The following is a 23,297-nucleotide window of genomic DNA, read 5'->3' as shown; positions in this document are numbered from 1 at the left end:
TCAAAGCGTACTGCTCATCTTGCTTCAGATATTTGCTTATAAAACCACCTAACGATCTCAATATTATTTGAATAATGATTAAATCCAATTCATTCCTGTGAATATTTCATTAAAATGCACGTATACAAAAAGCGTGAGAATACCAATGAGCACAAGCCACAAACCATGGATAAACACTTATCCAACCGACGTTCCTGAATTCATAGAGCCGAGCAAATACAATAACATCAATGAGATGTTTGTTAACTCGTTCAGCAAGTTTGCTGATAAGACGGCCTTTGTAAACATGGGGCACTCGCTCACCTATCAAGAACTCAATGACAAAAGCGATGCTTTTGCCGCTTATCTACAATGTGAATTAAAAGCGAAGAAAGGCGATAGAATTGCGCTAATGATGCCCAACCTTCTTCAATACCCAATCACTATTCTCGGAGCGCTAAAAGCAGGGTTAGTCGTGGTCAATGTCAATCCTCTGTACACACCACGAGAGCTTGAACATCAGTTGCGTGATTCAGGTGCAAGCATCATTGTTGCGGTCACAAACTTTGGTGACAGCTTACAAAAAGTCATTGATAAAACCAGCCTCAAGCACGTCATACTGACCAGCATTGGCGACCAGCTGGCTCCCCATAAACGCACATTAGTCAATTTTGTGGTGAAATACGTCAAAAAGATGGTGCCTAAATATCACCTTCCTAGCGCCATCTCTCTGCGTCGCGTATTAACCGAAGGCAAGCGTATGGAGTTTAATGCCCCTACCCTTGAGCATGATGATCTTGCCTATCTTCAATACACTGGAGGCACCACAGGTGTGGCAAAAGGCGCAATGCTGACTCACAAAAACATCATTGCAAATGTCCTGCAAGTGTTCGCCCACTTTGGCCCAAGAACCGCCAAAGAAAATGAACTGGCCGTCACCCCACTGCCGCTTTATCACATCTTTGCTAACTCCGTCAGCATGATGTTAATGATGTATATGGGGGGCACTAACTTACTGATCACCAACCCGCGTGACCTAAAAAGTTTTGTCTCTGATTTAAGCAAATACCCATTTACCATGATTTTTGGTCTCAATACCTTATTTGCTGCCTTGCTCAATAACAGTAAATTCAAAGCACTAGACTTCTCTAGTGCGCAATTTACCATTGCTGGCGGCATGGCAACCCAAAAACACACTGCCGATGAGTGGCAAAAAATCACCGGAATGCCAATAATCGAAGGTTATGGCATGACTGAGTGCTCGCCTGTTGTGGCTGGCGGCATTCACACTCAACAAGAGTACGTTTCAGCGGTTGGTGTACCCCTGCCAAGCACTGAACTGCGCATTGTGGATGACAATGGTCAGCCCCTTAGCACTGGAGAGGTTGGAGAGATTCAAGTTCGCGGCGCACAGGTGATGAAAGGCTATTGGAAGCAAGAGGCCGAAACTAAGGCTATCTTAACCTCAGATGGATGGTTGAGCTCTGGTGACATCGGCCGTATGGATAGCGACGGCATTTTCTATATTGAAGATCGCAAAAAAGACATGATTTTGGTCTCTGGGTTTAACGTATTCCCAACGGAAATCGAAGAAGTTGCAACGCTACACCCTAAAATTGTTGAAGCTGCGGCGGTTAGCGTTCCCGATGACGTCGCCGGTGAGCGAGTGAAACTGATAGTCGTAACCAGTGACCCTGTCACTGTGGACGATATTAAGAAACACTGTCGTCAACACCTGACTGGCTACAAGATCCCTAAAGTGATCGAATTTAGAGACGAACTGCCAAAAACCAACATAGGTAAAATCTTACGTCGCGAACTGCGCGACTGATAGCGAAAAGCAGGGCTTGCCCCTGCTTACTGTCACTTCTGCCAAAACGTAAAACGCATCCATACTGTCAGCAGTCTCTGTGATGCGTTATTACGCTACCATCAGGTGTATACGTTACCCACCTCTACTTATACCAATCGTATTTATTCAGTGATTGGTATTATTCACTCCCCTACTTTCGTGCTTTATCACAATAATAGGCATGAAAGGTAAACCTTATTAATCTATAAAACTGGCTTGTTCTATTAGACTCAGTTTTACTAGAAGGTCATAATAGACACATCCATTAACATTCATTTGGAACACATCAGTGAACGCCTATTTTGTTACGCAACAAAAAACATCATCCCTATTGAGAAATGTTGCTCGCGCTCCTACTGTTGCCTTTCTTCTGACTGGACTGTTTATTTCAGCACCCTGCCTTGCAGCTGATATCACCACAGCTTCCACACAAAGTGGTGGTCGTCATGACGATGGGGGCTATTTTGAAGTGGGTGGCTCGCTCATTGCGACCAATCATATGGACGTTCGCAATACCGATCATAGAAACATTCAACCTTCACTGCTGCTGAGTGGTGTATATCAATATAAAGGGATGTTTGCCGAGCTGGTGCATCTGTCTCAAGATGGTGCCAACCTTGGCTACAATTTCTGGAACTCTGAACATTGGTCTGTTGATTTTTTAGCCGCCAATTTTGAGACCACTTGGAAGAAAGACCCTGATGTTGATGTGAGCACTTTGAATGAAGCTCAGCGTAATGACTATTTGCTGGCTGATGAAGGCTTATATGTCGGCGCCGGTATTCGTGCAACCCGCTATTGGGATGACAATTATGTTTTCCAGTTTCGTATGGTGAGCGATTACTCGGAGAATCTAGGCTTACAAGGCTCTATTAAGCTGGGTAAATCATGGCAAGTTCAAAACTGGAACCTTTACACACTCGGTAGTGTGTCCTACCTCTCTAGTAAGCTTACGAATAATTTATTTGGCGTCAGCGCCGCCGAAGCCACCAGCCAGTTTTATGAATATAAACCGGATGCAGCCTTTAATTATGGATTGGAATTTGGCGCGGCCTACCCGCTGACCCCAAACATTGTATTTCGTTCTACCTATCGGGTCATCGCATTATCCGATGAAATTACCGATAGCCCCTATAGTCAAGCGAATTACAGCTCGTTATTTAACCTGTCTGTAAGCTACGTGTTTTAGGGGGAATGATGAGAAAGCAACTTTATTGCGGTTTACTCTTATTCACCGGGATTGCCCCAGCATTGGCAAACGATAAAGAGGTGACTTTTACCGCCACTCCCCAGCAATGCGTAGCCCTGCATAAAGGGCAAACTTGTTATCAAGATATTGTTTTTCAATGGAAAACACCGTTAGAAGGACGGTTTTGTCTTTTGCAGTCGGATAACGCAACCCCACTGACCTGCTGGCAAGGTCAATTAAAACAGCAATACCAGTACAGTTTTAGCAACGATAAAACCACCAAATTTCGCCTAATCAATCAAGAAACAGCACAAGCGTTGGCGGAAGTGAAAGTGGTCGTAACTTGGGTCTATAAAGCGCCGAAACAATCACAATCAGGATGGAGACTATTTTGACCGAGCAAAAACACATCTTAGTCGTTGAAGACGATGCCTCATTGTCAGAGTGGATAGGTGATTATCTCCTTGATCACGGGTATAACATTACCATTGCCAGTCAAGGCGACTACGCCCTTGAGATGATCGCTGAAGAAACACCGGATCTTGTCTTGCTCGATGTGATGCTTCCTGTAAAAGATGGATTTGATGTATGCAAAGAGGCACGCAAATTTTATTCAGGCCCTATCCTTTTTATGACGGCCTGTGTAGAAGATGGCGATGAAATCAAAGGTCTAGAGGTCGGCGCCGATGACTATCTGACTAAGCCAATCCGCCCAAAAGTGATGCTAGCGCACATTAAAGCCTTGCTGCGTAGAGCCAGCGACGAAGCGCCCAAAATGCTATTACAATTTGATTCTCTTACGCTCAATGCCACCGCAAAATCAGTCACTATTGACGAACATCAACTGGATTTGAACTCGAACGAATTTGACGCATTCTGGGCATTAGCAGCCAAAGAAGGCACTGTCGTGCCGAGAACAGAACTCATCACCCAATTACGTGGAATAGAATATGATGGCTTTGATCGCTCTATCGATAATCGCATCTCTCGACTGCGCAAAAAACTTCAAGAAGCTCCCGCGCAACCGTATAAAATAAAAACCATTCGTGGCAAAGGCTATCTATTTTGTCGCGAAGAAGAATAGCGAAGTATCAATAACATGAGAAAGCTTATACTCTCACTGGTTGCCGCTGTGCTTGCCTCGATTGTGATCGTTGGCTGGTCAATAAGCCATTATGCGCAGCAACATGAAACTAAGGTGGCATCGAGAGCCACAGCCGAACGCCTGCAAGCCCTAAAACTGGTGGGAAGTAACTTTGCTCAGATTTTAGACGACAACCACATAGCCAACCAACAACAGGCACACCTTAGTCTTATCAATAGCTGGAATCGTCACAATCCGGAGCAGCTATCACTGATCAACCAAGATCAATTTCCACTTCCCCCCTCGTTAAAAATGCAATTTATTCACGATGGGCAGCTGCTACTGCAATCAGACGAAGGCGTATCCCTTCATTATCTATTACCAAACACATCTCAAGTCCTGAACATCTACACGAATATCATTCCGGTTGTACCACAGAGCCACAACATTAACATGATATACACGGCCTTGTTTTACATTGGCATTGTCATCATCCTATTGCTTTGGGTGTCACCCTTAATTAAACAATTGCTCAACCTAAGTAAAGCTACGCAATCATTTGGTATGGGTGATTTAAAGCAGCGCATACCTATCGCTAAATACTCTTATATTTCTGAAATAGAACAGGAATTTAACGGTATGGCGGATCGTATTCAGCAACTGCTCGATGATAATAAGTTATTAAGTCGCGCCGTCTCTCACGATTTGAAAACCCCTATCGCGCGACTCAGATTTGGTATCGAAGCTCTGGAAGAAACCGACAACGAACAGCTCAAACTCAAGTATTTTTCTCGTCTTAATCACGATTTGGATTCGATGGAAGAGTTGGTCTCAACACTGTTAAGTTACGCGCGTCTTGATCAAGCTAACATTCAACCAGAGTTGGCACCACTAGAGCTTAACGCCTGGCTAAAATCAAAAATGGCTTCTTATACTCTGGATAAACACGATTTGCAGTTCGTTCCCAATCCAACTCCCGTGTGGGTTCACAGTGATGTGATGTATTTATCGATGCAAGTCGGCAATTTATTAAGTAATGCGGAGCGCTTTGGTCAGCAACAGATAAAAGTGCAGCTCACGCAGCGTGGTAATGTCGCAACACTGCGCATCGACGATGATGGTAAAGGCATTGATGAACAAGAAGCGATGCAGGTTATCAAGCCCTTCGTTCGCGGTCAGCAAAGCCGAGGAAATGCCGGACATGGTATGGGACTTGCCATCGTCAATCGTATTGGAGATTGGATGGGGTCGCCATTGTCGATCCATCGCTCAACTGAGCTTGGTGGCGCCAGCATGAGATTGACCTTTAACACGCTAAAGAACAAGAAAACAGACCAAGTATAGCGCTAAGTTCCCTGCCTTTTTTAGCTGCAATGATAATAACCTGCCAGCAAATAGGCCGTTTACAGAACGTAAAAAAGCGCCATATTCAAACTATATGGCGCTCAAGAAAAGTATGATTAAGACTGTGAGTCAATAATGCAATCAGTCGACATTTAAATGCGTTAACAAAAACTCTGCATCGTAAACCCGACCCGACGCATGCTCAGGCTTAGTTTTTAGGCCAGTGACCTCTACAATACTGGTTCCTTTTTGTAACGTACTTGAGGTGTTAAAGGTAAAACGTTTATTCATTTTACTCCCAACGCCCACTTCAGCAACCGTATCACGCGTGGTCTGCTCATTGGTGTAGATAAAGTAGGCAAAGCCAGCCTCATGACAAACTTGCGCCGCTTTATGCATCACGTACTTTCTCAATAACGCTCTGTCCGTGTGATCGTTACCAACAAAGCTAATTTGCCAGCTATCGGGGGCTATTTGCGTTGTTTCAAATCCTTGACCAAAAGTCCAAACACTTTTTTGCGTATTGTACGGCGTAGCACACGCCGACAATACACAAGCAAATAAGACAACAACCCACCACGGTTTACACAGTCTCATCATTCATCCTCAACTTAGAATGTGTAGTTAACACCTAAACTTGTTGCCCATTGATTTTGCGTGTCAATCAGAGGTGAGTCTGCAAAATCAGAAGTGATGTAGGAGTATCCAGTCGATTGAGTGATGTCAACGTGCTCAGACACTGGAATCACCATCGCGTAACCCACTTTATAAGCAAATGCGCCATCAGCCTTGTATGCGGCTCTATCAGCTGTTGCATCTGCTGCTGAAACGCCTGCATAGTAGTTAACAAATTTTTCGCTGTAGTAGTGAACGCCCGCATAAGGAACAAAATCCACGCTACCTAGCGCGATTGGGTGATAGTAAGTTAAGTCCGCTTGGAAGCTTTTATATACGCCTGTCACGTCTTGTTGGAATTTACCAGAAAGAGTGCCTTGACCAAGATGCACATCGGCGTTCAAACCTAAATCTGCGCTAATATCGCGATCTTTCATGCCTTTAAGAACGGTTGCATCATCGGTATCAACCCCAGGGTTTGTGACCACAAACACACTCATATTAAAGAGATCTTCGTTAGTCCCTAGGAAACGGTAGTTAATTGAACTTAAGTCCGCGTTAAAATCAACACCGTGATAACCACCATTTAAATACGCTGAAGTTTGGTGTTTTTGACCTTTATACATTTTACTGCCCGTAATCACACCACCGCCAATAACACCGTGGCCTTCGTGTGTATAGACGTTACCGTTACGAATGTACGTGTTGCCAGTATCAGCCATAGCGGCGTGTGACAATAAGATAGCTGAGATAGCAAGGGAAATAGTTTTCATAATTGATGCCTTTTTTCTCGATTCAATTTACGTTGCAAACACTATATTTCATCGCCAGAAAAAAGTTTGTAACCGAATGTATCTTGAAAAATGACAAGCAAAAATGGCAACCCTGCCCGCTCTCCTTCACTGCCTACATAACCCTTGCCTATTTATATAGAATGGAAAGCAGAGCGGCACAATTGATGCCAATGCTTTCAATAAGCCTGACAACCTGAATCTCGCGCACAAACGCAAGACCTCACCACCTACTTCTTATATACTGCGCTTCTTTCAAAGGAATTCTCGTTATGGAAATGCTCATTGTTTCATCGGAACAACAAAAACGCCTCATCATGCTCTTTATTCGTAAAAAAGCATCTATGTCAGATAAAGCTCTGTTGAACAATCTTGATGCTCATCAGATCAACTCCTCTGTTTATCCAGCGTTTAAGCAAGCTTTCGATTTACGCGTCGAACGTATCTCTTTACCCGCCTACGATGAAAAAGTCGCAAAACACCAAGGTGGGGATTTCTTATATCGCTATTTATCAAAAGGCTATATCTGCCTAGGTAACTATACCGGAGAACCTAAACCTGATTTAACGCCTTGGGGTGTGCGCTCTGTGCGTATGCTGCCAAAAGTGGGTTTTGGTTTATAATATCGACCGCTCCAACACAGTTTAAGGATCAAGATTCAATGAGTGAGCTCACCCCTTCGCAAGAACACGCTCTTGCCACCTTTAAAGCATGTATGCATTTTCCCGACAATGGGTTTCATGATTTGATCATTGAACTGTGTAAAACCTATCAACTCTCGTTTCAGAAAGTTCGTAAAGTGTTGATGAGTTCGCAACGTAATATTGAAAAGCAGATTCGTCATGACTTTGAACATGTCACAGAGCAGCAGCTCAGCAAACATTATTGGTTAACACTGGTGCATGCACAACTTAAAGAGATGGCACAGAGCAACATTGCTGTGATGCAAGCCCTGCAAGCGAATGCCAACTATCAAAAAGCACAAGCGAGCATTGACGCTAAAATACACACAGAAGACGAACGTGAAGCCGTGCTGGAATGCCTGTTTTTAGCTTATGAGAAAGAAGTGTTCAAACCTTTAGCCGCTATGCTACATACCACACCAATTTACTGGAAATTAATGCGCGCAGAAGAAATAAGAACAATGACTACTGAATATCAAACGCATTTTATTGACTACCCAGAGTATATGAGCGCGGCGAACCATCTATTTGTAATAGAACAGAACGTCAGAGCGCTCAAACTATAACAACCCTCTAATTTAATTGATAAATATACCTGCACGGTTATTAAGTAAGGTTAAGTACAATGCGTCTAGATAGGTTTATCTGCAAGAGTACCACGTTAAATAAAATAGACGCTTTGTTTCATATTAAAAATGAAAACGTCACGGTAAATGGAAGTATCGTGACAAAAGAACAGACTCAAGTGCATGAAAACAATATCATAAAGTTAAATGAGTGCATTCTTACCCCTCGCCCTTTTCGTTATATCGTAATGAATAAACTTGGCGATACAATTTGTTCTAATATCGATGAAGCCTACCCTTCGTTATTCAATAACCTGAATATTGAAAATGTCTCTGAGCTGCATACTGTCGGACGCTTAGATGCAGATACTACAGGTATGGTATTGCTCACCGATGACGGCCGTTGGTCCTACCGCATTACGACCCCACATCACGATTGCCAAAAGGTCTATCGAGTGACACTGTCTAAAGACATCAGCGCCGATGCTAAAGACAAATTTGCCCATGGTCTGTACTTACAAGGGGAAGCCCAAATGACACGCCCTGCTAAGCTTGAAGTGCTATCGAGTAAGGACGTCCGCCTCTCTATCGTTGAAGGTAAGTTTCACCAAGTGAAACGCATGTTCTCGGCGATTGGAAATCGAGTCGTACACTTACATAGAGAGCAGATAGGGTCGGTAACATTAGACGTTGCACCGGGGCAGTGGCGCTTTCTTTCTGAAGACGAAATACAATCCTTCCACCGATAAACAATAATGGTTCTCAATACCAAACAAATCCTAAATTACCTGAAATAATCTCTTTAATAGAAATCAAATCACATATTGAGTAAATATTAAATCTAATATTCCAGAAGCATAATAATGGATATTTAAATTTCACATTTAAATATTGAAACGCTAGCAAATTCACCTAAATTGGCTACTAAATAACAGGAATAGCTGTTTTTTTCTTGTAAGTGTGTGATTTTGATTTTTTTATATCGATTTATATAAAAAGAATAACCGAGTCATATACTATAAAATTTAGTAACACGCGTGTGAGGGAACTAACTCTCGTAGATATAACTTAATTTAACGATCACCTTTCGTCTGTAAAATATTATCGTTTATTAATTTATGAATATTTGAGTTGTCGCTAGTTAGGTTTAATGAGTTTGTTCACTTTATAGTTAGTAAGGATTACTAAATCTATAACGACTCAGAATATTCAACTGCCTGTATATACATCTACAGACTCTATCGATTGCATAGAAAGTGGTTTATTCACCTTTATAAGTGCGATTGATTGATTCCCAGTCCCTCTCAATACGTACCATTTTTCACTTTTATTGAGACATCAAATTGAACAGATCAAATCTAGTGGTAAAAAACGGAGTTTTGCTTGCCCTACTTTCGCTAACGGCGACAACATCTTTGGCAAGTGAAACAAACATCTCCGATGCTCAAGCGACCGATGCCGATGCAAGCCAAACTCAAGCCTTCACACCCGGCTTTACTGGCTATATTGCAGCTACCTATTCTGATGACTGGGCAAGCGATTACAGAGATGACCGCAATGTGTCTTTTGACCTCAAGCTGGGCTATCAGTTCACACAGAATTTCAGCGCGGGCGTCATCACTGGCACCTACTACTTAGATACGGCTTACTGTTCTTCACATACCCAAGATTACTGGTGTATGTCTCCTACGTACTTGTACGCAAAATACGACAACCTTGCGAGCTTCTTCGACGACTTCACCACAGTCGGAGTACAAGGGCGCATCATCTTGCCAACCACACAATACGCTCAAGACACTCACCTATATTTTGGTGCGACGGGCTATGTACCGGTTTCTTTTGACGTCAACCGCTACATCAATGGCTTAAGTGTTTCTCTTACTCCAGCAGTGACGAAATACTTTAATGAGTACAAAACCGCTGGGGGCCAGAACCTAACGGAATACACCTTGTCGATGACGTTAGATACCACCTATCAGATTTCGGACAAGTTCTACTTTACCGTGAGTTTGGCAAACAGCCACTACATCACATACAAAGGCAACTCAACCTACCCTACGTTGAGTCATGCCGAAGAATTAGGCTATCAAGCCACCGATAATATTTACATCGGTGTCGGTTATACCAATAACGCTCAGTTCTACAACCCTGAGCATGGTCCAAATCCAATTACAGGATTGTTTGACGATAAAGACCCGCACTTCTACCTAACGACGAACTACGCGTTCTAAGCCGTCAATACTAAGTAAGGAAATTAAATTGCTAGGTTACTTTATAAAAAGACTGTTACTGATCATTCCTACCTTTCTAGGAATTACAGTATTGATCTTTTGTTTGACTCGTTTTGTTCCAGGTGGCCCTGTTGAACGAATGATCTCACAAATGCAGATGAGCGGTGGATCTAAAACGGCTTCTCAAACCCTTTCAGAAAGTGAAATCAACGAGTTAAAAGCGCTGTACGGCATGGATAAACCTGTCTACATCGCGTATTCCGACTGGTTGAAAGACTTGGTTCATCTCAACCTTGGTGTATCAACTCGCTACTATGATCCGGTCTGGAACATGATCAAAGAGCGTATGCCTGTATCGTTATTTTACGGGCTTATTGCGTTAATTTTGAGTTACGGCATTGCCATTCCTTTGGGGATCTACAAAGCAATACATCACGGTAGTAAAGGCGATAACCTCAGCTCGGTTATCATTTTCATCGGCTACTCGATGCCGAACTACGTATTAGGGGTGCTGTTGCTCTCCTTATTGGCGTTTTATTTCGATGTACTGCCTCTTGGGGGCTTTACCAGCAATAACTTTGAAGAGCTTTCACTGCTAGGCAAAGTGCAAGACCTATTTTCGCACGCCATCTTACCGGTGATTTGTTACACCATTGCTGACGTCGCCATTTTAACAATGACGATGAAAAATAACTTATTAGAGAACCTGTCTTCGGATTACATCAAAACAGCGGTAAGCAAAGGCTTAACCTATAAAGATTCTGTGTACAAACACGCGCTTAGAAACAGTTTAATCCCTATCGCTAGCCATTTTGGTTCAGTGATCAGTGTCTTCCTTGCCGGTTCTTTCTTAATTGAAGTGGTCTTCAATATCGATGGTATTGGACTGTTGGGCTACGAAGCGATTATTCAAAGAGATTACCCTGTTGTAATGGGTATTTTATCGCTGTCTGCACTGCTACTTATGTTTGGCAATATCATATCGGATCTGTGTGTTGCCGCCGTTGATCCTCGCGTTAAGTTTGGTAAATAATGTTTAACTTTGATGAATTAACTAAAAAGAAAATAGCACGCTTTCGTTCAATTAAACGTGGCTACTTTTCTCTTATCTTCTTGCTATTGCTGGTCGTGTTGTCGCTATTTTCAGAGGCATTGGTCAATAGCAAAGCACTCGTGGTGTCTTACCAAGGACACCTGTATTTTCCGACCTATTCAAAAATACATACCGGGAATGATTTTGGTGAGCAATACGGCTACGAAGCCGACTATCGTGCACTGCAAGCAAAATTTGAAAAAGAGGATAAAGGTGACTGGATAGTCATGCCTATCGTCCCTTGGAATCCATTAGAGCAAGACTACTCTAACGGTTTTCCACCGAGTGCACCAAATGCACATGCTCAGCACTATCTTGGCACTGACAATTCAGGTCGCGATGTATTGGCACGTTTGGTCTACGGCTTCCGCATCGCCATTTTCTATGCCTTTATTACCCTTGCTATCTGTTACTTCATTGGGGTCATTATTGGCAGTGCTATGGGGTATTTAGGGGGCAAATTCGATCTGATTATGCAGCGTATTATCGAAGTTTGGTCGATGCTGCCTATGCTGTACGTGATCATGATATTAGTCTCGATCATGAAGCCTAACTTTGTCTTATTTGTCTTTATCAACGTCCTCTTTGGCTGGATACCGATTACTTGGTATATGCGTTCCATCTCCTATAAAGAGCGAGCGCGAGAATACGTACTGGCGGCAAGAGCGCAAGGCGCAAGCACGTGGCGAATTATCACTAAACACATCTTACCTAACACCTTGGTTATGATTGTGACTTTAGCGCCATTTACCATTGTGGCTAACATCTCAACCTTAACCGCACTGGATTACTTAGGGTTAGGCTTAACTCCCCCTACCCCAAGCTGGGGTGACTTGTTGCAACAAGGTAAATCTAACCTAGATGCATGGTGGATCATGAGCTCAGTTGTGTTCTCGATTGTGGGAATTCTCACCATGATTACCTTCATCGGTGAAGCTATCCGTGAAGCCTTTGATCCTAAGAAACAAACGAAGTACAGCTAATATCATGAATCTAAATACACGAAAATTATCAACGTTATTGGTTGCGCTATTAGGAACAACACTGTTAGCGCCCGTTTATGCCGATGCGGCAACAGCTGCGGCGCAAGCGCCGCAACATACCAGTGCGCAACAGGCCAAACAAACGCCTCAGTTACCAAAAGATTTAAAATGGATATCAAACTCTGATCTTCCATTATTTGCCAGCCCGAACGCCAAACGTGGTGGTACGTTGAATCTGTATGTTCCGTCGTACCCATTAACAATGCGTACTATCGGCCCTGACGCTAACACTGCGTTTCGTTCGTACCTGTTAGACGGTCATCCAAACCTACTTGGTATTCACCCAAATACGCTACAGCCCTACCCTGAGTTGGCTGAGCAGTGGGCCTTTGGTAAAGACAACAAAACCATGTATTTCCGTTTAGATCCTAAAGCTAAGTGGTCTGATGGTGTGCCAATTACCGCCGATGACTACGCGTTTCTATTTGAATACGTGACCAATAAAAATGTGCACGCACCTTTTTATAACAACTATTACACCAAGAAAGTCACTGGTTTAACTATTTACGACAAGTACACCATTGCACTGCACTCGTCGGATGCGTTACCTGAAGCTCAGCTTATTGACCGCATCAATTTACAGCCAAAGCCTAGACACTTTTTCAAACATGGCATCGGTAAAAACTACATCCGTGAATACAACTGGAAAGCAGAACCAACAACTGGCGCTTTCTATGTTTCGGCACTGAAAAAAGGTCGCACCGTCGAGCTTTCTCACGTTAAAGACTGGTGGGGTTACCACAACCGCTACCTAAAAAATCGATTCAATGTAGACAAGATCCGCTTCTCTGTAATCCGTGACCCTGATCTTGCGTATCGTTATTTTGAAAAAGGCGAACTGGACGTTTTCAATATCAACTCACAAAAGCTGTGGTTTGATAAAACGAACTCTGAACCGTTCCGAAAAGGCTATATCGTAAAATCGATGGTCAATAACGAAGTCTCTATGGGACCTGCTGGTTTGTTCTTAAACATGGTTGATCCAGTACTCAAGAATGCAGAGCTTAGAGAAGGTGTAGCGTACGCCACTAACTTTGACTCAGTTATCAAACACGTACGTCATGGTGAAGCAAGACGACAAAATGGATTTGGCACTTTAGTGGGTGCTTATTCAACGCCAAAAAATATTGGGGTTAAGCCATTTTCTCCTGTTGAAGCGAAGAAGCATTTTGCTAAAGCCGGCTACACCAAGCTCGGCTCAGATGGTCTGTTGTACAACGCGAAAGGACAACCGCTGCAAGTCACATTGACTTATTTAAGCCCTCGCTCTACCGCTGATGTCATTATCTTAAAAGAACAAGCGAAAAAAGCAGGTTTAGATATTGAGCTTAAGCTGGTTGATAGCTCTACCGGGTTTAAATCGCTACTAGAGAAGAAATTCCAGATGGCGTACTTGTCTATGTCATCCAGTCTATACCCTGCGTATCGACAATACTTCCATTCAAGTAATGTTGTGCCACAAACCAATAACTTCTTCAGCTTTGCCGATCCTGAGATGGATAAGCTCATTAAGAAATTCGATGAAGCGTCAACGGTTGAAGAGCAAGTGAAGCAATCGAACAAGATCCAACGCATGGTGATGGCATCAAACTGCTTTATCCCAGGTACTGTCTCTCAGTTTGCTCGCGCAGCGCATTGGCGCTATGTGCGTCTACCAGAGAAAGTAGGTACCGCTCAATCTCGCTACCTATTCGACGAATCGACATTGGATTTAGGATTAATGTGGATTGATACCGATATGAAGCGTGACGTTCTAGCAGCGAAAAGTGAAGGTAGAACCTTCCCTAAAATCACGCACTTAAGTACTCAAGTTATCGGTCAATAAGGTCTCTAAGCATGTCAAATAAAGCAATACTGTCACTGCGTAACGTGACCACTACCTTCAATACCGACGAAGGTGATATTACCGCACTCAACGGCGTTACCTTTGATCTGATCAAAGGTCGCACACTGGGTATCGTGGGTGAGTCTGGCTGTGGCAAGAGTATTACCGCCGCTTCCATCATGAACCTATTGCCTCAACCTTATGGCAATGTGACCGACGGTGAGATCCTCTTTGAAGGCCGTGATATTAGCAAGCTCAACGAAGCAGAGCGTTGTAAACTTCGCGGTCACGACATTTCTATGATCTTCCAAGATCCAATGACAGCGCTTAACCCTGTCGTTCGTGTCGGTAAGCAAGTTGAAGAAGTGTATGAGCTACACAGCACTAAATACACCACTGATGCCACTCGTCGTCAGGCGGCACTTGAAATGTTTAAAAAGGTCGGAATTTCTGAACCTGAAAAACGTTTAGATGTTTATCCTCATGAGTTGTCTGGCGGTATGCGCCAACGCGTTATGATCGCAATGGCCCTCGCCTGTGAGCCAAAAGTATTAATCGCAGATGAACCGACAACGGCACTGGATGTCACCATTCAAGCACAGATTCTTGAGCTGATGAAACAGATGCAAGAGCAACTGGGTATGGCTATTTTGTTCATCACTCATGATCTTGGCGTTGTGGCCGAAATCTGTGATGACGTTGCCGTCATGTACGCAGGAAACGTTGTTGAACAAGGCGATGTTTATCAAATTTTTGGTAAGCCATCACACCCTTACACACAAGGTCTTCTGGCATCTATGCCCACTATCTCGTCGGTACCCAAAACGCAACTCACTACCATTGAGGGTAGCGTACCGCAGTTAAAAGATATGCCGTCAGGATGTCGTTTTGTAAACCGTTGCAGCAAAGCAATGGAGCATTGTCACAACACCAAACCTGAATCGGCATTGGTGGAAGCTGGCCACCTTGTTTCTTGTCTTGCTGTTAAAGAGGTTATGTAATGACACAGGCAACGCCTTTACTCCAAATTAAAGATTTGAAGCAGCACTTTTTAGTGTCCAACAAACTGTTTCAAGATAAAAAATACGTTTACGCCGTGGATGGGGTCTCTTTTGATCTTTATCCGGGGCAAACCATTGGTCTTGTGGGCGAATCTGGGTGTGGTAAAAGCACCGTAGGACGTACATTACTTAAATTGTACGAGCCAACAGCAGGACGCATTTTCTTTGAAGGTCGTGATATTACGAACCTAAAAGCAAAAGAGATGATCTCTCTTCGCAAAGAAATGCAAATCATACTGCAAGATCCACTTGAGAGTTTAAACCAACGCCATACTGTCGGGGATATCATCAAAGAACCCTTCCAGATCCACGGTATTGGAACTCCCAAAGAAAGAGACCAATGGGTTTCAGAATTGTTAGTCAAAGTAGGATTACGTCCTGATGCGGCTTCACGTTTTCCACATGAATTTTCAGGTGGTCAGCGTCAGCGTATCGGAATTGCACGCGCAATAGCGCTAAAGCCCAAGCTGATTGTCTGTGATGAGTCAGTATCGGCATTAGACGTTTCTGTGCAAGCGCAAATTGTGAACTTACTGCTCGACTTACAAAAAGAAATGAACATCGCATTAATTTTTATTGCGCATGATCTTTCTGTAGTCCGACATGTTTCGGACGTAATTGCCGTAATGTACTTAGGTAAGTTTGTTGAAATAGGCAAAGCCGAAGATGTCTACAACACCCCTAAACACCCCTACACAGAAGCATTGATTTCTGCCATTCCTCAGCCAGATCCATGGGCTAAGAAAGACAGAATAATACTCAATGGTGATATTCCATCTCCGATGAATCCACCAAAAGGCTGTGCCTTTTCAACAAGATGCCGTCTTGCTGAAAAAGGGTGTTTTGAACATTCCCCTACCCTAAGTTGCGACGAGCACAAAGTAGCATGTCATTTAGTACAATTATTACCAGGAAATAATAATGAATAAGAGCTTATTAGGTTGCAGTATTCTTGCTGCAACCATAGGACTTGTAGGCTGTGGTCCCAAGGATGAAGCGTATGACAAAGTTGATCGCTCTCCTTTTGAACTCAAAGTGTCGGATATAAACACACTATCCTCAAAAACCTTTTTATACCGTCGTATGCTGGGCGAGACTCCACGCTACCTTACTGCTGTACGCGGTAAAGTGCCTGATGATGTTAAGCTGGTAAAACTTCGCCTAACCGAAAACGGACTTCAAGTTCTACAACTTGATTCTGATAATGTAGGTGACGGCCATGACGCTCGCTTTAATACAGACAACAACTACCGTCCAATCCTAACGATTGGCGGCGAATACGTTGACTACAAATGTACTGAAGACAGCTACAACAAATGTACTAACAAAGAGCAAGTTGATTCAAGTGACGCATTAACTTGGGATCAAAAGCACTACTTCATTCCTGACTTCTCGAACGTAAGCATCGCCGAGCAAGACATGAATAACCTATTCTCTCTGCATTGTGCTGTGCAACCTGTCAGCTCTGTTCTTGCACAAGTGGACGCAGACAAATGGAAAGGCTACTTACTTGACCTAAAAAATGGCGTGATTAACTTCGAGCTAAAATCGGTTTATTCAGTACCAAGTCAAAGTTGTATTCCTAAGTTTGCAAGCGATTGGGACTTCGACAAACTGAGCTTCCAAACGACCGAATACTTCTCTATGGTTGAGCGCGATAAAGTCGTGTCAAAAGACTATAAGCCAGTACCTTATCAAGAAGCAGACAACAGCACATACGGCTTCTTTAAAACCCAGCACTCTTACCGCGATGATGATTATCAATCAGGTAAATCAGGCTACAGCCGCTCGTACCTAGAACGCTTCAATCCGAATAAGAAAGAAGAAACGTACTACTTGTCGAATGACTTCTGGAAAGAAGATAACGCCGTATTCCTTGCCGCAGCAAAAGAAGCTGAAGCGATTATCAATACGCAAAATAGCATGTACCACACAGGGTTGCCTCACATCAACTTTGTACAAGCTAAAGACAAGCGTTACGGTGATTTACGTTACAACTTCCTAAGACTGTTTGATCAACCTCTTGATAACGGCCTACTGGGTGTAGCAAACAGCAGTGTTGATCCTCTAACAGGTGAAATCATCAGTGCTGGCTTTAACCAATTCAGTGGTAACTTCCTAGGCAATGCCGCGTTCTCATACGATGTATTCGTACGTGAGTACAACTTAGGTCGTTTAAACTCTGATTCAGTTAAAGAAAGTACAGGCGCAACTTACCCAATGCCTGCACTACAAAACACTAAGCTAGAAGGTGTGACAGACTTTGCTCGTACGATTAATAATACGGCGAGTCTAAACCAAACAGCGAAAGAAGCACCATTGGACATTGCACATGCGATCGCCAATGCAAGTCAGCCTCACGACCAAGACATGCTAACGAAAGAAGCCAACCAAAAACTGGCGGCTGCACTGCAAAGTGGTTCTAACATGTTGCCGATGATGCATGAGACTTTAGAGCAAGTATCTAAAGATCCACTGCAATTCAGTGAGCTGCAAAACCTATCAGAAAAAGTCAATCGCGATACAAGCGATGTCCAAACCAATCAACAAGCGGTAGCCTACTCTACAAACGTACTTGAACTGTATAACAAGCGTATGAGCTACAACTCTGAGCATAACATTATGACGGCTGACGCCGTGAACCTTGGTGGTAACTATTCCGTTCTGCCTAAAGGTATCAAAGGTTATGCGATTGATTGGAAACAACCAGAGCTATGGGTTGATGGTATTGTTGGCGGTAAGCTTAAGCAACTGAAAAAACTGCCGAAAGCACTTCGCCATGACATGGTATTAAAAACAGCAGCGGTAGGTTTTGTCGGTACGATTATCCATGAATTTGGTCACAGTATTGGCCTACGCCATAACTTCAAAGGCTCATTGGATTACAAGCACTTCTACACCAAAGCAGCCATTGATAAGCAAAAAGCAGAATTGGCTAAACTTGGCTACAAAAATGTGACTCTATCTACTGCGACCAGCTCGCAAATGGAGTACATCAGTGACATGTTCGGTATGGGCTTTGGACCATACGATTTGGCCGCTATTCGCTTTGGCTACCGCCGTGAAATCCAAGATAACCGCGCAACAACCTTCGATGATTGGGATAACGCGAGTTACTGGCATTCACTGAAACCATTTGACCAGAAGCGTCGTGATGAATGGGCAAACGACATCAATAATGGCGAAACTCGTACCGGCTCTGTGGACTTACTAAGTCAACAGCTTGACGGTAAAGTAAACGCTAAAGGCGATGACAACAACTACAGTAACTTCTTTGGTTATAAATACTGTACTGACGGTCATGTTACCTTAAACAGTAACTGTAACCGTTTTGACGCAGGCTTTAACAACGAGCAAATTGCACAAAACTACATTGAAACTTACTTAAATTTCTACAAACTACGTAATACACGTTTTGAGCGTGCGACCTACTTCGACACGAATTACAACGGTTACATTGCAGCTCGTAGAAAAGAGTTTTCAACAATGCATGAGTTTATTGAAGACACAGGCGGACTTGAAGGTCGTATCAATCTACCTGATCACTCTCTAGATCTATGGTGTGCGAACGACAGCAGCCCTTGGTACTGTGATTCAGTAAACGCAAAAGACAAAACAGCTAAGTTCTTCTTGCAAGTAGCTAGCCAACCTGATGCAGCCGTATTGATTAACTTCAAAGGCGCTGATGGCAAGCTTGTTTTCAATGATCCTATTGTCACTAGCCTTACCTTCCTAATGAGTAAGTACACGACTCTTGATCTTTCTCGTTTGGATGATGCTGATAAACTGCAACCAGGACAAGTACTGACTCAATACTCTGATGCACCTAAACTGTTCGATCTTATGGCCGTTCAAGTTGCAATTAAGAGCTCAATGTGGGATCAGTTCTACCAATTCACACCGGTTGTGAAAGTCGTTGGTCGTCGTCTAAACAGTACTAGTGCTACGGTTTCAGATCCTGAACACCCATACTCAAATGAAGTGGATTCTTTAGGTATTTGGCCTGATCGTTTAATCGCGATGAAGCAATTGGTAACGCGTCATACAAACCGTGAGACTAACAATCTAACTCACCAAGCTATGGTGGACTTTGCGCCAATCAACCGATTGTTCAAAGGTATGTTATGTCGCATGGCACTGGCGGATGTGAAGAACACCTATGTTGGCGCTATGGCAGCGGTAGACGGTTCTGATCCTGCTAAGGTAGCCGCACCAGAATCAAAATGTAATGAACTGGCGATTACGCAAATCATGGGAACTAACCCTGACCTACCAACCGACTTTGATCTAACCACTATGGAAAGCTCAAGTACTGGCTGGAAATGGCAAGGTATTACCAGTGTTGATGATTTCTATACTTTGACAGATGACGTTGTTGATCAAGACATCGAAGAACTGGAGCCTTCGGTAACACGAAACGTTCTCGGCTTTGGTTTTGATAGAGACAATGGCGTGACTAAAGGTAAAACTAACCTATTCCACGCGCTACTGAACCAAGTGGTACTGTACTCAACAGACAGTGATAGCTACGGTAAAGAGCCTGCTCGTCAACTTCGTGAGTTTGTGGGTATCCACCTCGCTTCAGATTATGTTCAAGGTGCAAACATTACCCTACAAGGTAAGCAGTACACGATAACCGAAGAGAACATTCTGGCAGGTAGCCTATATTACGACTACCAATTGATTGAACAGAAACTAAAAGCGTTCTCAACGGACAAAGCAAGTCAAGCTGACGCAACCAAAGCGGCTGCGTTCAAACTATTGCTTACACGTTACCACCGTGATCAGAAAGCACTAGAACAGCTTCCTGTTATTCAATAAGTTAGATTCATATCTATGACAAAGTCGCCTACGGGCGACTTTCTTTTTTATTCAAAAGAGTTAAATCGAAATGGAAAATAAAATTTTAGAGCTTAAAAAACTGACTGAACTGAATGCCGTACCCGGCAACGAAGGCGAATGTCGTAAATACATGGCGCAACGATTCGACGGTCTTGCAGACGAAGTACTGTTTGACAACATCGGCAGTATCATCGGCAAAAAAGTAGGCAACGAAACAGGCCCTCGCATTATGCTGGCAGGCCATATGGATGAAGTTGGCTTTATGGTCTCTGACATCAACGCTGAGGGCTTTGTTAAGTTCACACCTCTTGGCGGTTGGTGGAACCAAGTCATGTTGGCACAGCAGCTGACGATTACCACCAGCACCGGTGAACATGTTCACGGCGTCATTGGCAGTAAACCACCTCACATCCTAAAACCAGAAGAAAGAGCGAAGCCTGTAGATATCGCAGCGATGTTCATCGACATCGGTGTAGCATCAAAAGAAGAAGCCGTCGCACTTGGCATCAAACCTGGTGATATGATCACGCCATATATCGAATTTCGTGAAATGGCAAACAAAGACTACCTAATGGGTAAAGCCTTCGACAACCGTATCGGCTGTGCGATTGCGCTAGATGTCATGGACAACCTAAAAGACGTTGCTCACCCTAACCAACTGTTCTCTGTCGGCACAGTTCAAGAAGAAGTAGGACTTCGTGGTGCACGTACCGCGTCAAACTTGGTTCAACCAGAGATTGCTATTGCAGTCGATGTAGGTATTGCCGATGACACTCCTGGATGCGACAACAAAGGCCAGATGGGCAAAGGCCCACAACTGACTCTAAAAGACGCATCCATGGTTGGTCACAAAGGTCTTCGCGATCTCTGCGTGAACTTATGTGAAGAGCTGGATATTCCATTCCAATACCAAGTACTTGATGGTGGCGGCACTGACGCAGGCATGATGCACGTATCAGGAAACGGCGCACCGTCTATCTCAATTGGTATTCCTTCACGTTATATCCACTCGCATACTTCAATGATCCACAAGCAAGATTACTACGCGACAACCACCTTGATCACAGAGCTGGTTAAACGCCTAGACCGCGAAACAGTGAACCGTCTGATCATAGACTAATCACCCTCATCGCTTAATCTTCTATGCGGCATCTTCCGATGCCGCTTATTCCCTTCCCTACTGCTCGCCTTGTATTGCTGTTTATAGCGAACTAAGTCACCTAATGTGCTTTTTTGCGAGGTTTTGCATCGAGCGTGTAGCCACAGTTTTTATCCGCGTCCTTTCGGTACGTCGAGCAACTCCAAAATGCACCGTACTTGCCGTTTCTTCGCTTCATTTCACTGCCACAGCGCACCTTGCACTAGTGTAAATAAAGTTACTGTAAATTATATTACAGTAACTTTATTTACAGTAAGTTAGTCATGTTCTATTCTAAGGCTAATAAATTAGAATCAAAAGTCGGAAATGATGAAGAAATTTTATAATCGTCAGAAAGAATTAAAAGCCCTACAAACTGTTTCTGAACAGATAGCTGAAAGCAAAGGACAGCTAAGTGTAATGGTGGGAAGAAGACGTGTGGGTAAAACCCGTCTTTTAAACGAAGCATTTCACCGAGGTAAGACTCAATTTCTTTACTTATTCATAAGCCGAAAAAGTGAAAACTCTTTAGTTACTGAATTCACAGAAGTTATCAACAATGAGCTCGGTGTAAAGTTTTTCCAGCCTCAATCACTCCGAGATATCATCGAATTCTTGCTAGATTATACAAAGCAAAAACCTCTAACAGTGATTATTGATGAGTTTCAAGACATTGATATCGTCAGCCCTGCTCTATTCTCTGACATTCAAAATTTATGGGATACAAACAAAAGAGAATCAATGATGCACCTTGTTTGCTGTGGTTCCCTATACAGTATGATGACTAAGATCTTCAAAGGTAAAGATGAACCTTTGTTCAACCGCGATGACCAATTCTTTAAAATCCAACCTTTACAACCGTCTTACCTTGCCGAAGTGATGAAAGACCACAATCAATTTGATGCAGAGAGCATGCTTCAATGGTGGTGCCTATCAGGAGGAATCCCAAAATACCTTGAATGGTTAACTCGATTTTCTGCTGAAAATAACACACTATTTGAATCGGTGATCTCAGAGTTTTCACCACTCATCAAAGAAGGCACTCATCGGCTCGTAGAAGATTTTGGTTCAGAACATCGAGTTTACTTCGATATTCTCGGAGCAATATCAAAAGGCAATACAAGCCGCGCTCGCATTGAAAACTTCTTAGATATGAGTGTTGGCGTTCATATGGAAAAGCTTGATGAAGTTTTTGACGTTATCACTAAAAAGCGTCCAATTAGCTCTAAAGAGAACTCTCGAGATATTCGCTACTCTATTTCCGACCCATTTCTAAACTTCTGGTTTCGATTTATCCACGCCAACAAAAGTGCAGTCGAGATGGAGAACTACGAATACATCAGAAGATACATTGAGCGAGACTTCGCTGTGTACTCAGGCCTTGAGTTAGAAAGCCTATTCACTGCTATATTGATCGAATCAAAACAATTTGGAAAGATCGGTGGCTACTGGGATGCAAAAGGTCACAATGAGATCGATATAGTTGCCATCAATGACCTAGATAAGAAAATACTCATTGCAGAGGTCAAAAGACAGCAAAAGCGCTACAGTGAGGCAAAATTAATCGAAAAATCCCATAACCTTTTGAAAAAGTTAAACCTAAAAGGCTATCAAATTGAATATCGTGGATTTTCACTGGATAACTTGGTTGAAGTGATGGAGGAATATCAAGCGTAATGGCTGCTCTGCTACATCGATGAAGGTCACTTATCGATAACAACCATGCTGAACGTGCAATTAAACCGCTAGTCATTGGGAGGATTACCTCTCCAACTATGAGCTTTTCCAAAACTTCGCTGCTGGAAAGATCTCACGAGCAGGTGCTATTAAAACCCTTGTAAAGCAAAAATTTAGCAATGAAGCTGGTGCAGCCATTCGAATCGGAAACGCAAAGTTGATCTTTGAAAACGACAGAGAGCTCGATGCACTTGATTTGATACTTCAATCTAATCGAGTTGATA

Annotated in this window: 19 protein-coding genes; 17 read left to right on the top strand and 2 right to left on the bottom strand. The window is 43.2% G+C overall.

The genetic code is table 11. The annotated features are described in order from the left end of the window. Nucleotides 1-145 precede the first annotated feature (145 nt). The 5 genes from VEZ01S_RS04255 (at nt 146) to VEZ01S_RS04235 (ending at nt 5,448) form a co-directional block, all read left to right on the top strand. Nucleotides 146-1,810 (top strand): long-chain-fatty-acid--CoA ligase, encoded by a 1,665-nt coding sequence (locus VEZ01S_RS04255; RefSeq protein ID WP_021712774.1) that lies wholly within the window; start codon nt 146-148, stop codon nt 1,808-1,810. Between the two features lie 310 nt (nt 1,811-2,120). Further along, nucleotides 2,121-3,020: a MipA/OmpV family protein gene (locus VEZ01S_RS04250; protein WP_021712773.1), complete on the top strand. Its 900-nt coding sequence runs from the start codon at nt 2,121-2,123 to the stop codon at nt 3,018-3,020. Between the two features lie 8 nt (nt 3,021-3,028). Next, entirely contained in the window at nt 3,029-3,415 is a 387-nt protein-coding gene (locus tag VEZ01S_RS04245) for a DUF3019 domain-containing protein (protein ID WP_021712772.1), read from the top strand. Continuing rightward, on the top strand, nt 3,412-4,104 hold the full coding sequence (locus VEZ01S_RS04240) for a response regulator (protein ID WP_021712771.1): 693 nt from the start codon (nt 3,412-3,414) through the stop codon (nt 4,102-4,104). Before VEZ01S_RS04245 ends, VEZ01S_RS04240 begins: the two co-directional genes overlap by 4 nt. A 15-nt stretch (nt 4,105-4,119) precedes the next feature. Continuing rightward, the gene (locus tag VEZ01S_RS04235) at nt 4,120-5,448 is read left to right on the top strand and encodes an ATP-binding protein (protein WP_021712770.1); all 1,329 of its coding nucleotides are present in this window, start codon (nt 4,120-4,122) and stop codon (nt 5,446-5,448) included. Nucleotides 5,449-5,589: 141 nt separating this feature from the next. Here the strand turns inward: VEZ01S_RS04235 and VEZ01S_RS04230 are convergent, their stop codons facing one another. Together VEZ01S_RS04230 and ompV are read right to left on the bottom strand one after the other, a co-directional pair. Further along, complete coding sequence (locus VEZ01S_RS04230) at nt 5,590-6,045, bottom strand: CC0125/CC1285 family lipoprotein (RefSeq protein ID WP_021712769.1); 456 nt, start codon at nt 6,043-6,045, stop codon at nt 5,590-5,592. Nucleotides 6,046-6,059: 14 nt separating this feature from the next. Beyond that, the gene (gene ompV, locus VEZ01S_RS04225) at nt 6,060-6,836 is read right to left on the bottom strand and encodes an outer membrane protein OmpV (RefSeq protein ID WP_021712768.1); all 777 of its coding nucleotides are present in this window, start codon (nt 6,834-6,836) and stop codon (nt 6,060-6,062) included. A gap of 290 nt (nt 6,837-7,126) precedes the next feature. Here ompV and VEZ01S_RS04220 point away from each other — a divergent pair, with 290 nt between their 5' ends. The 12 genes from VEZ01S_RS04220 (at nt 7,127) to VEZ01S_RS04165 (ending at nt 23,013) form a co-directional block, all read left to right on the top strand. Further along, a complete protein-coding gene (locus tag VEZ01S_RS04220) occupies nt 7,127-7,477 on the top strand; it encodes a hypothetical protein (RefSeq protein WP_021712767.1) in 351 nt (116 codons plus the stop codon). 38 nt (nt 7,478-7,515) lie between these two features. Next, the gene (locus VEZ01S_RS04215; RefSeq protein WP_021712766.1) at nt 7,516-8,103 is read left to right on the top strand and encodes a hypothetical protein; all 588 of its coding nucleotides are present in this window, start codon (nt 7,516-7,518) and stop codon (nt 8,101-8,103) included. Between the two features lie 59 nt (nt 8,104-8,162). Next, nucleotides 8,163-8,852 (top strand): pseudouridine synthase, encoded by a 690-nt coding sequence (locus VEZ01S_RS04210; protein WP_021712765.1) that lies wholly within the window; start codon nt 8,163-8,165, stop codon nt 8,850-8,852. Nucleotides 8,853-9,446: 594 nt separating this feature from the next. After that, entirely contained in the window at nt 9,447-10,334 is an 888-nt protein-coding gene (locus VEZ01S_RS16325) for a hypothetical protein (RefSeq protein WP_156896000.1), read from the top strand. A gap of 28 nt (nt 10,335-10,362) precedes the next feature. Then, nucleotides 10,363-11,367 (top strand): ABC transporter permease subunit, encoded by a 1,005-nt coding sequence (locus VEZ01S_RS04200; RefSeq protein ID WP_021712763.1) that lies wholly within the window; start codon nt 10,363-10,365, stop codon nt 11,365-11,367. After that, nucleotides 11,367-12,410, top strand: a complete 1,044-nt coding sequence (locus VEZ01S_RS04195) for an ABC transporter permease subunit (RefSeq protein ID WP_021712762.1) — start codon at nt 11,367-11,369, stop codon at nt 12,408-12,410. Before VEZ01S_RS04200 ends, VEZ01S_RS04195 begins: the two co-directional genes overlap by 1 nt. Before the next feature lie 4 nt (nt 12,411-12,414). Next, nucleotides 12,415-14,295, top strand: coding sequence for an extracellular solute-binding protein (locus VEZ01S_RS04190; RefSeq protein WP_021712761.1), 1,881 nt, complete (start codon nt 12,415-12,417; stop codon nt 14,293-14,295). Between the two features lie 11 nt (nt 14,296-14,306). Then, nucleotides 14,307-15,296 (top strand): ABC transporter ATP-binding protein, encoded by a 990-nt coding sequence (locus tag VEZ01S_RS04185; RefSeq protein ID WP_021712760.1) that lies wholly within the window; start codon nt 14,307-14,309, stop codon nt 15,294-15,296. Next, nucleotides 15,296-16,285, top strand: a complete 990-nt coding sequence (locus tag VEZ01S_RS04180) for an ABC transporter ATP-binding protein (protein WP_021712759.1) — start codon at nt 15,296-15,298, stop codon at nt 16,283-16,285. The genes VEZ01S_RS04185 and VEZ01S_RS04180 overlap by 1 nt, the downstream gene beginning before the upstream one ends. Continuing rightward, entirely contained in the window at nt 16,278-20,177 is a 3,900-nt protein-coding gene (locus VEZ01S_RS16320; protein WP_021712758.1) for a zinc-dependent metalloprotease, read from the top strand. The genes VEZ01S_RS04180 and VEZ01S_RS16320 overlap by 8 nt, the downstream gene beginning before the upstream one ends. Nucleotides 20,178-20,247: 70 nt before the next feature. Then, nucleotides 20,248-21,318, top strand: a complete 1,071-nt coding sequence (locus tag VEZ01S_RS04170) for a M42 family metallopeptidase (protein ID WP_021712757.1) — start codon at nt 20,248-20,250, stop codon at nt 21,316-21,318. 345 nt (nt 21,319-21,663) lie between these two features. Beyond that, the gene (locus VEZ01S_RS04165; protein WP_021712756.1) at nt 21,664-23,013 is read left to right on the top strand and encodes an ATP-binding protein; all 1,350 of its coding nucleotides are present in this window, start codon (nt 21,664-21,666) and stop codon (nt 23,011-23,013) included. The last annotated feature ends 284 nt before the right edge of the window (nt 23,014-23,297 follow it).

The sequence above is a fragment of the Vibrio ezurae NBRC 102218 genome (assembly GCF_000467185.1).
Classification (GTDB): domain Bacteria; phylum Pseudomonadota; class Gammaproteobacteria; order Enterobacterales; family Vibrionaceae; genus Vibrio; species Vibrio ezurae.
The sequence above is the reverse complement of the archived record's forward strand: the minus strand, read 5'-3'. Positions and strand labels throughout refer to the sequence as shown.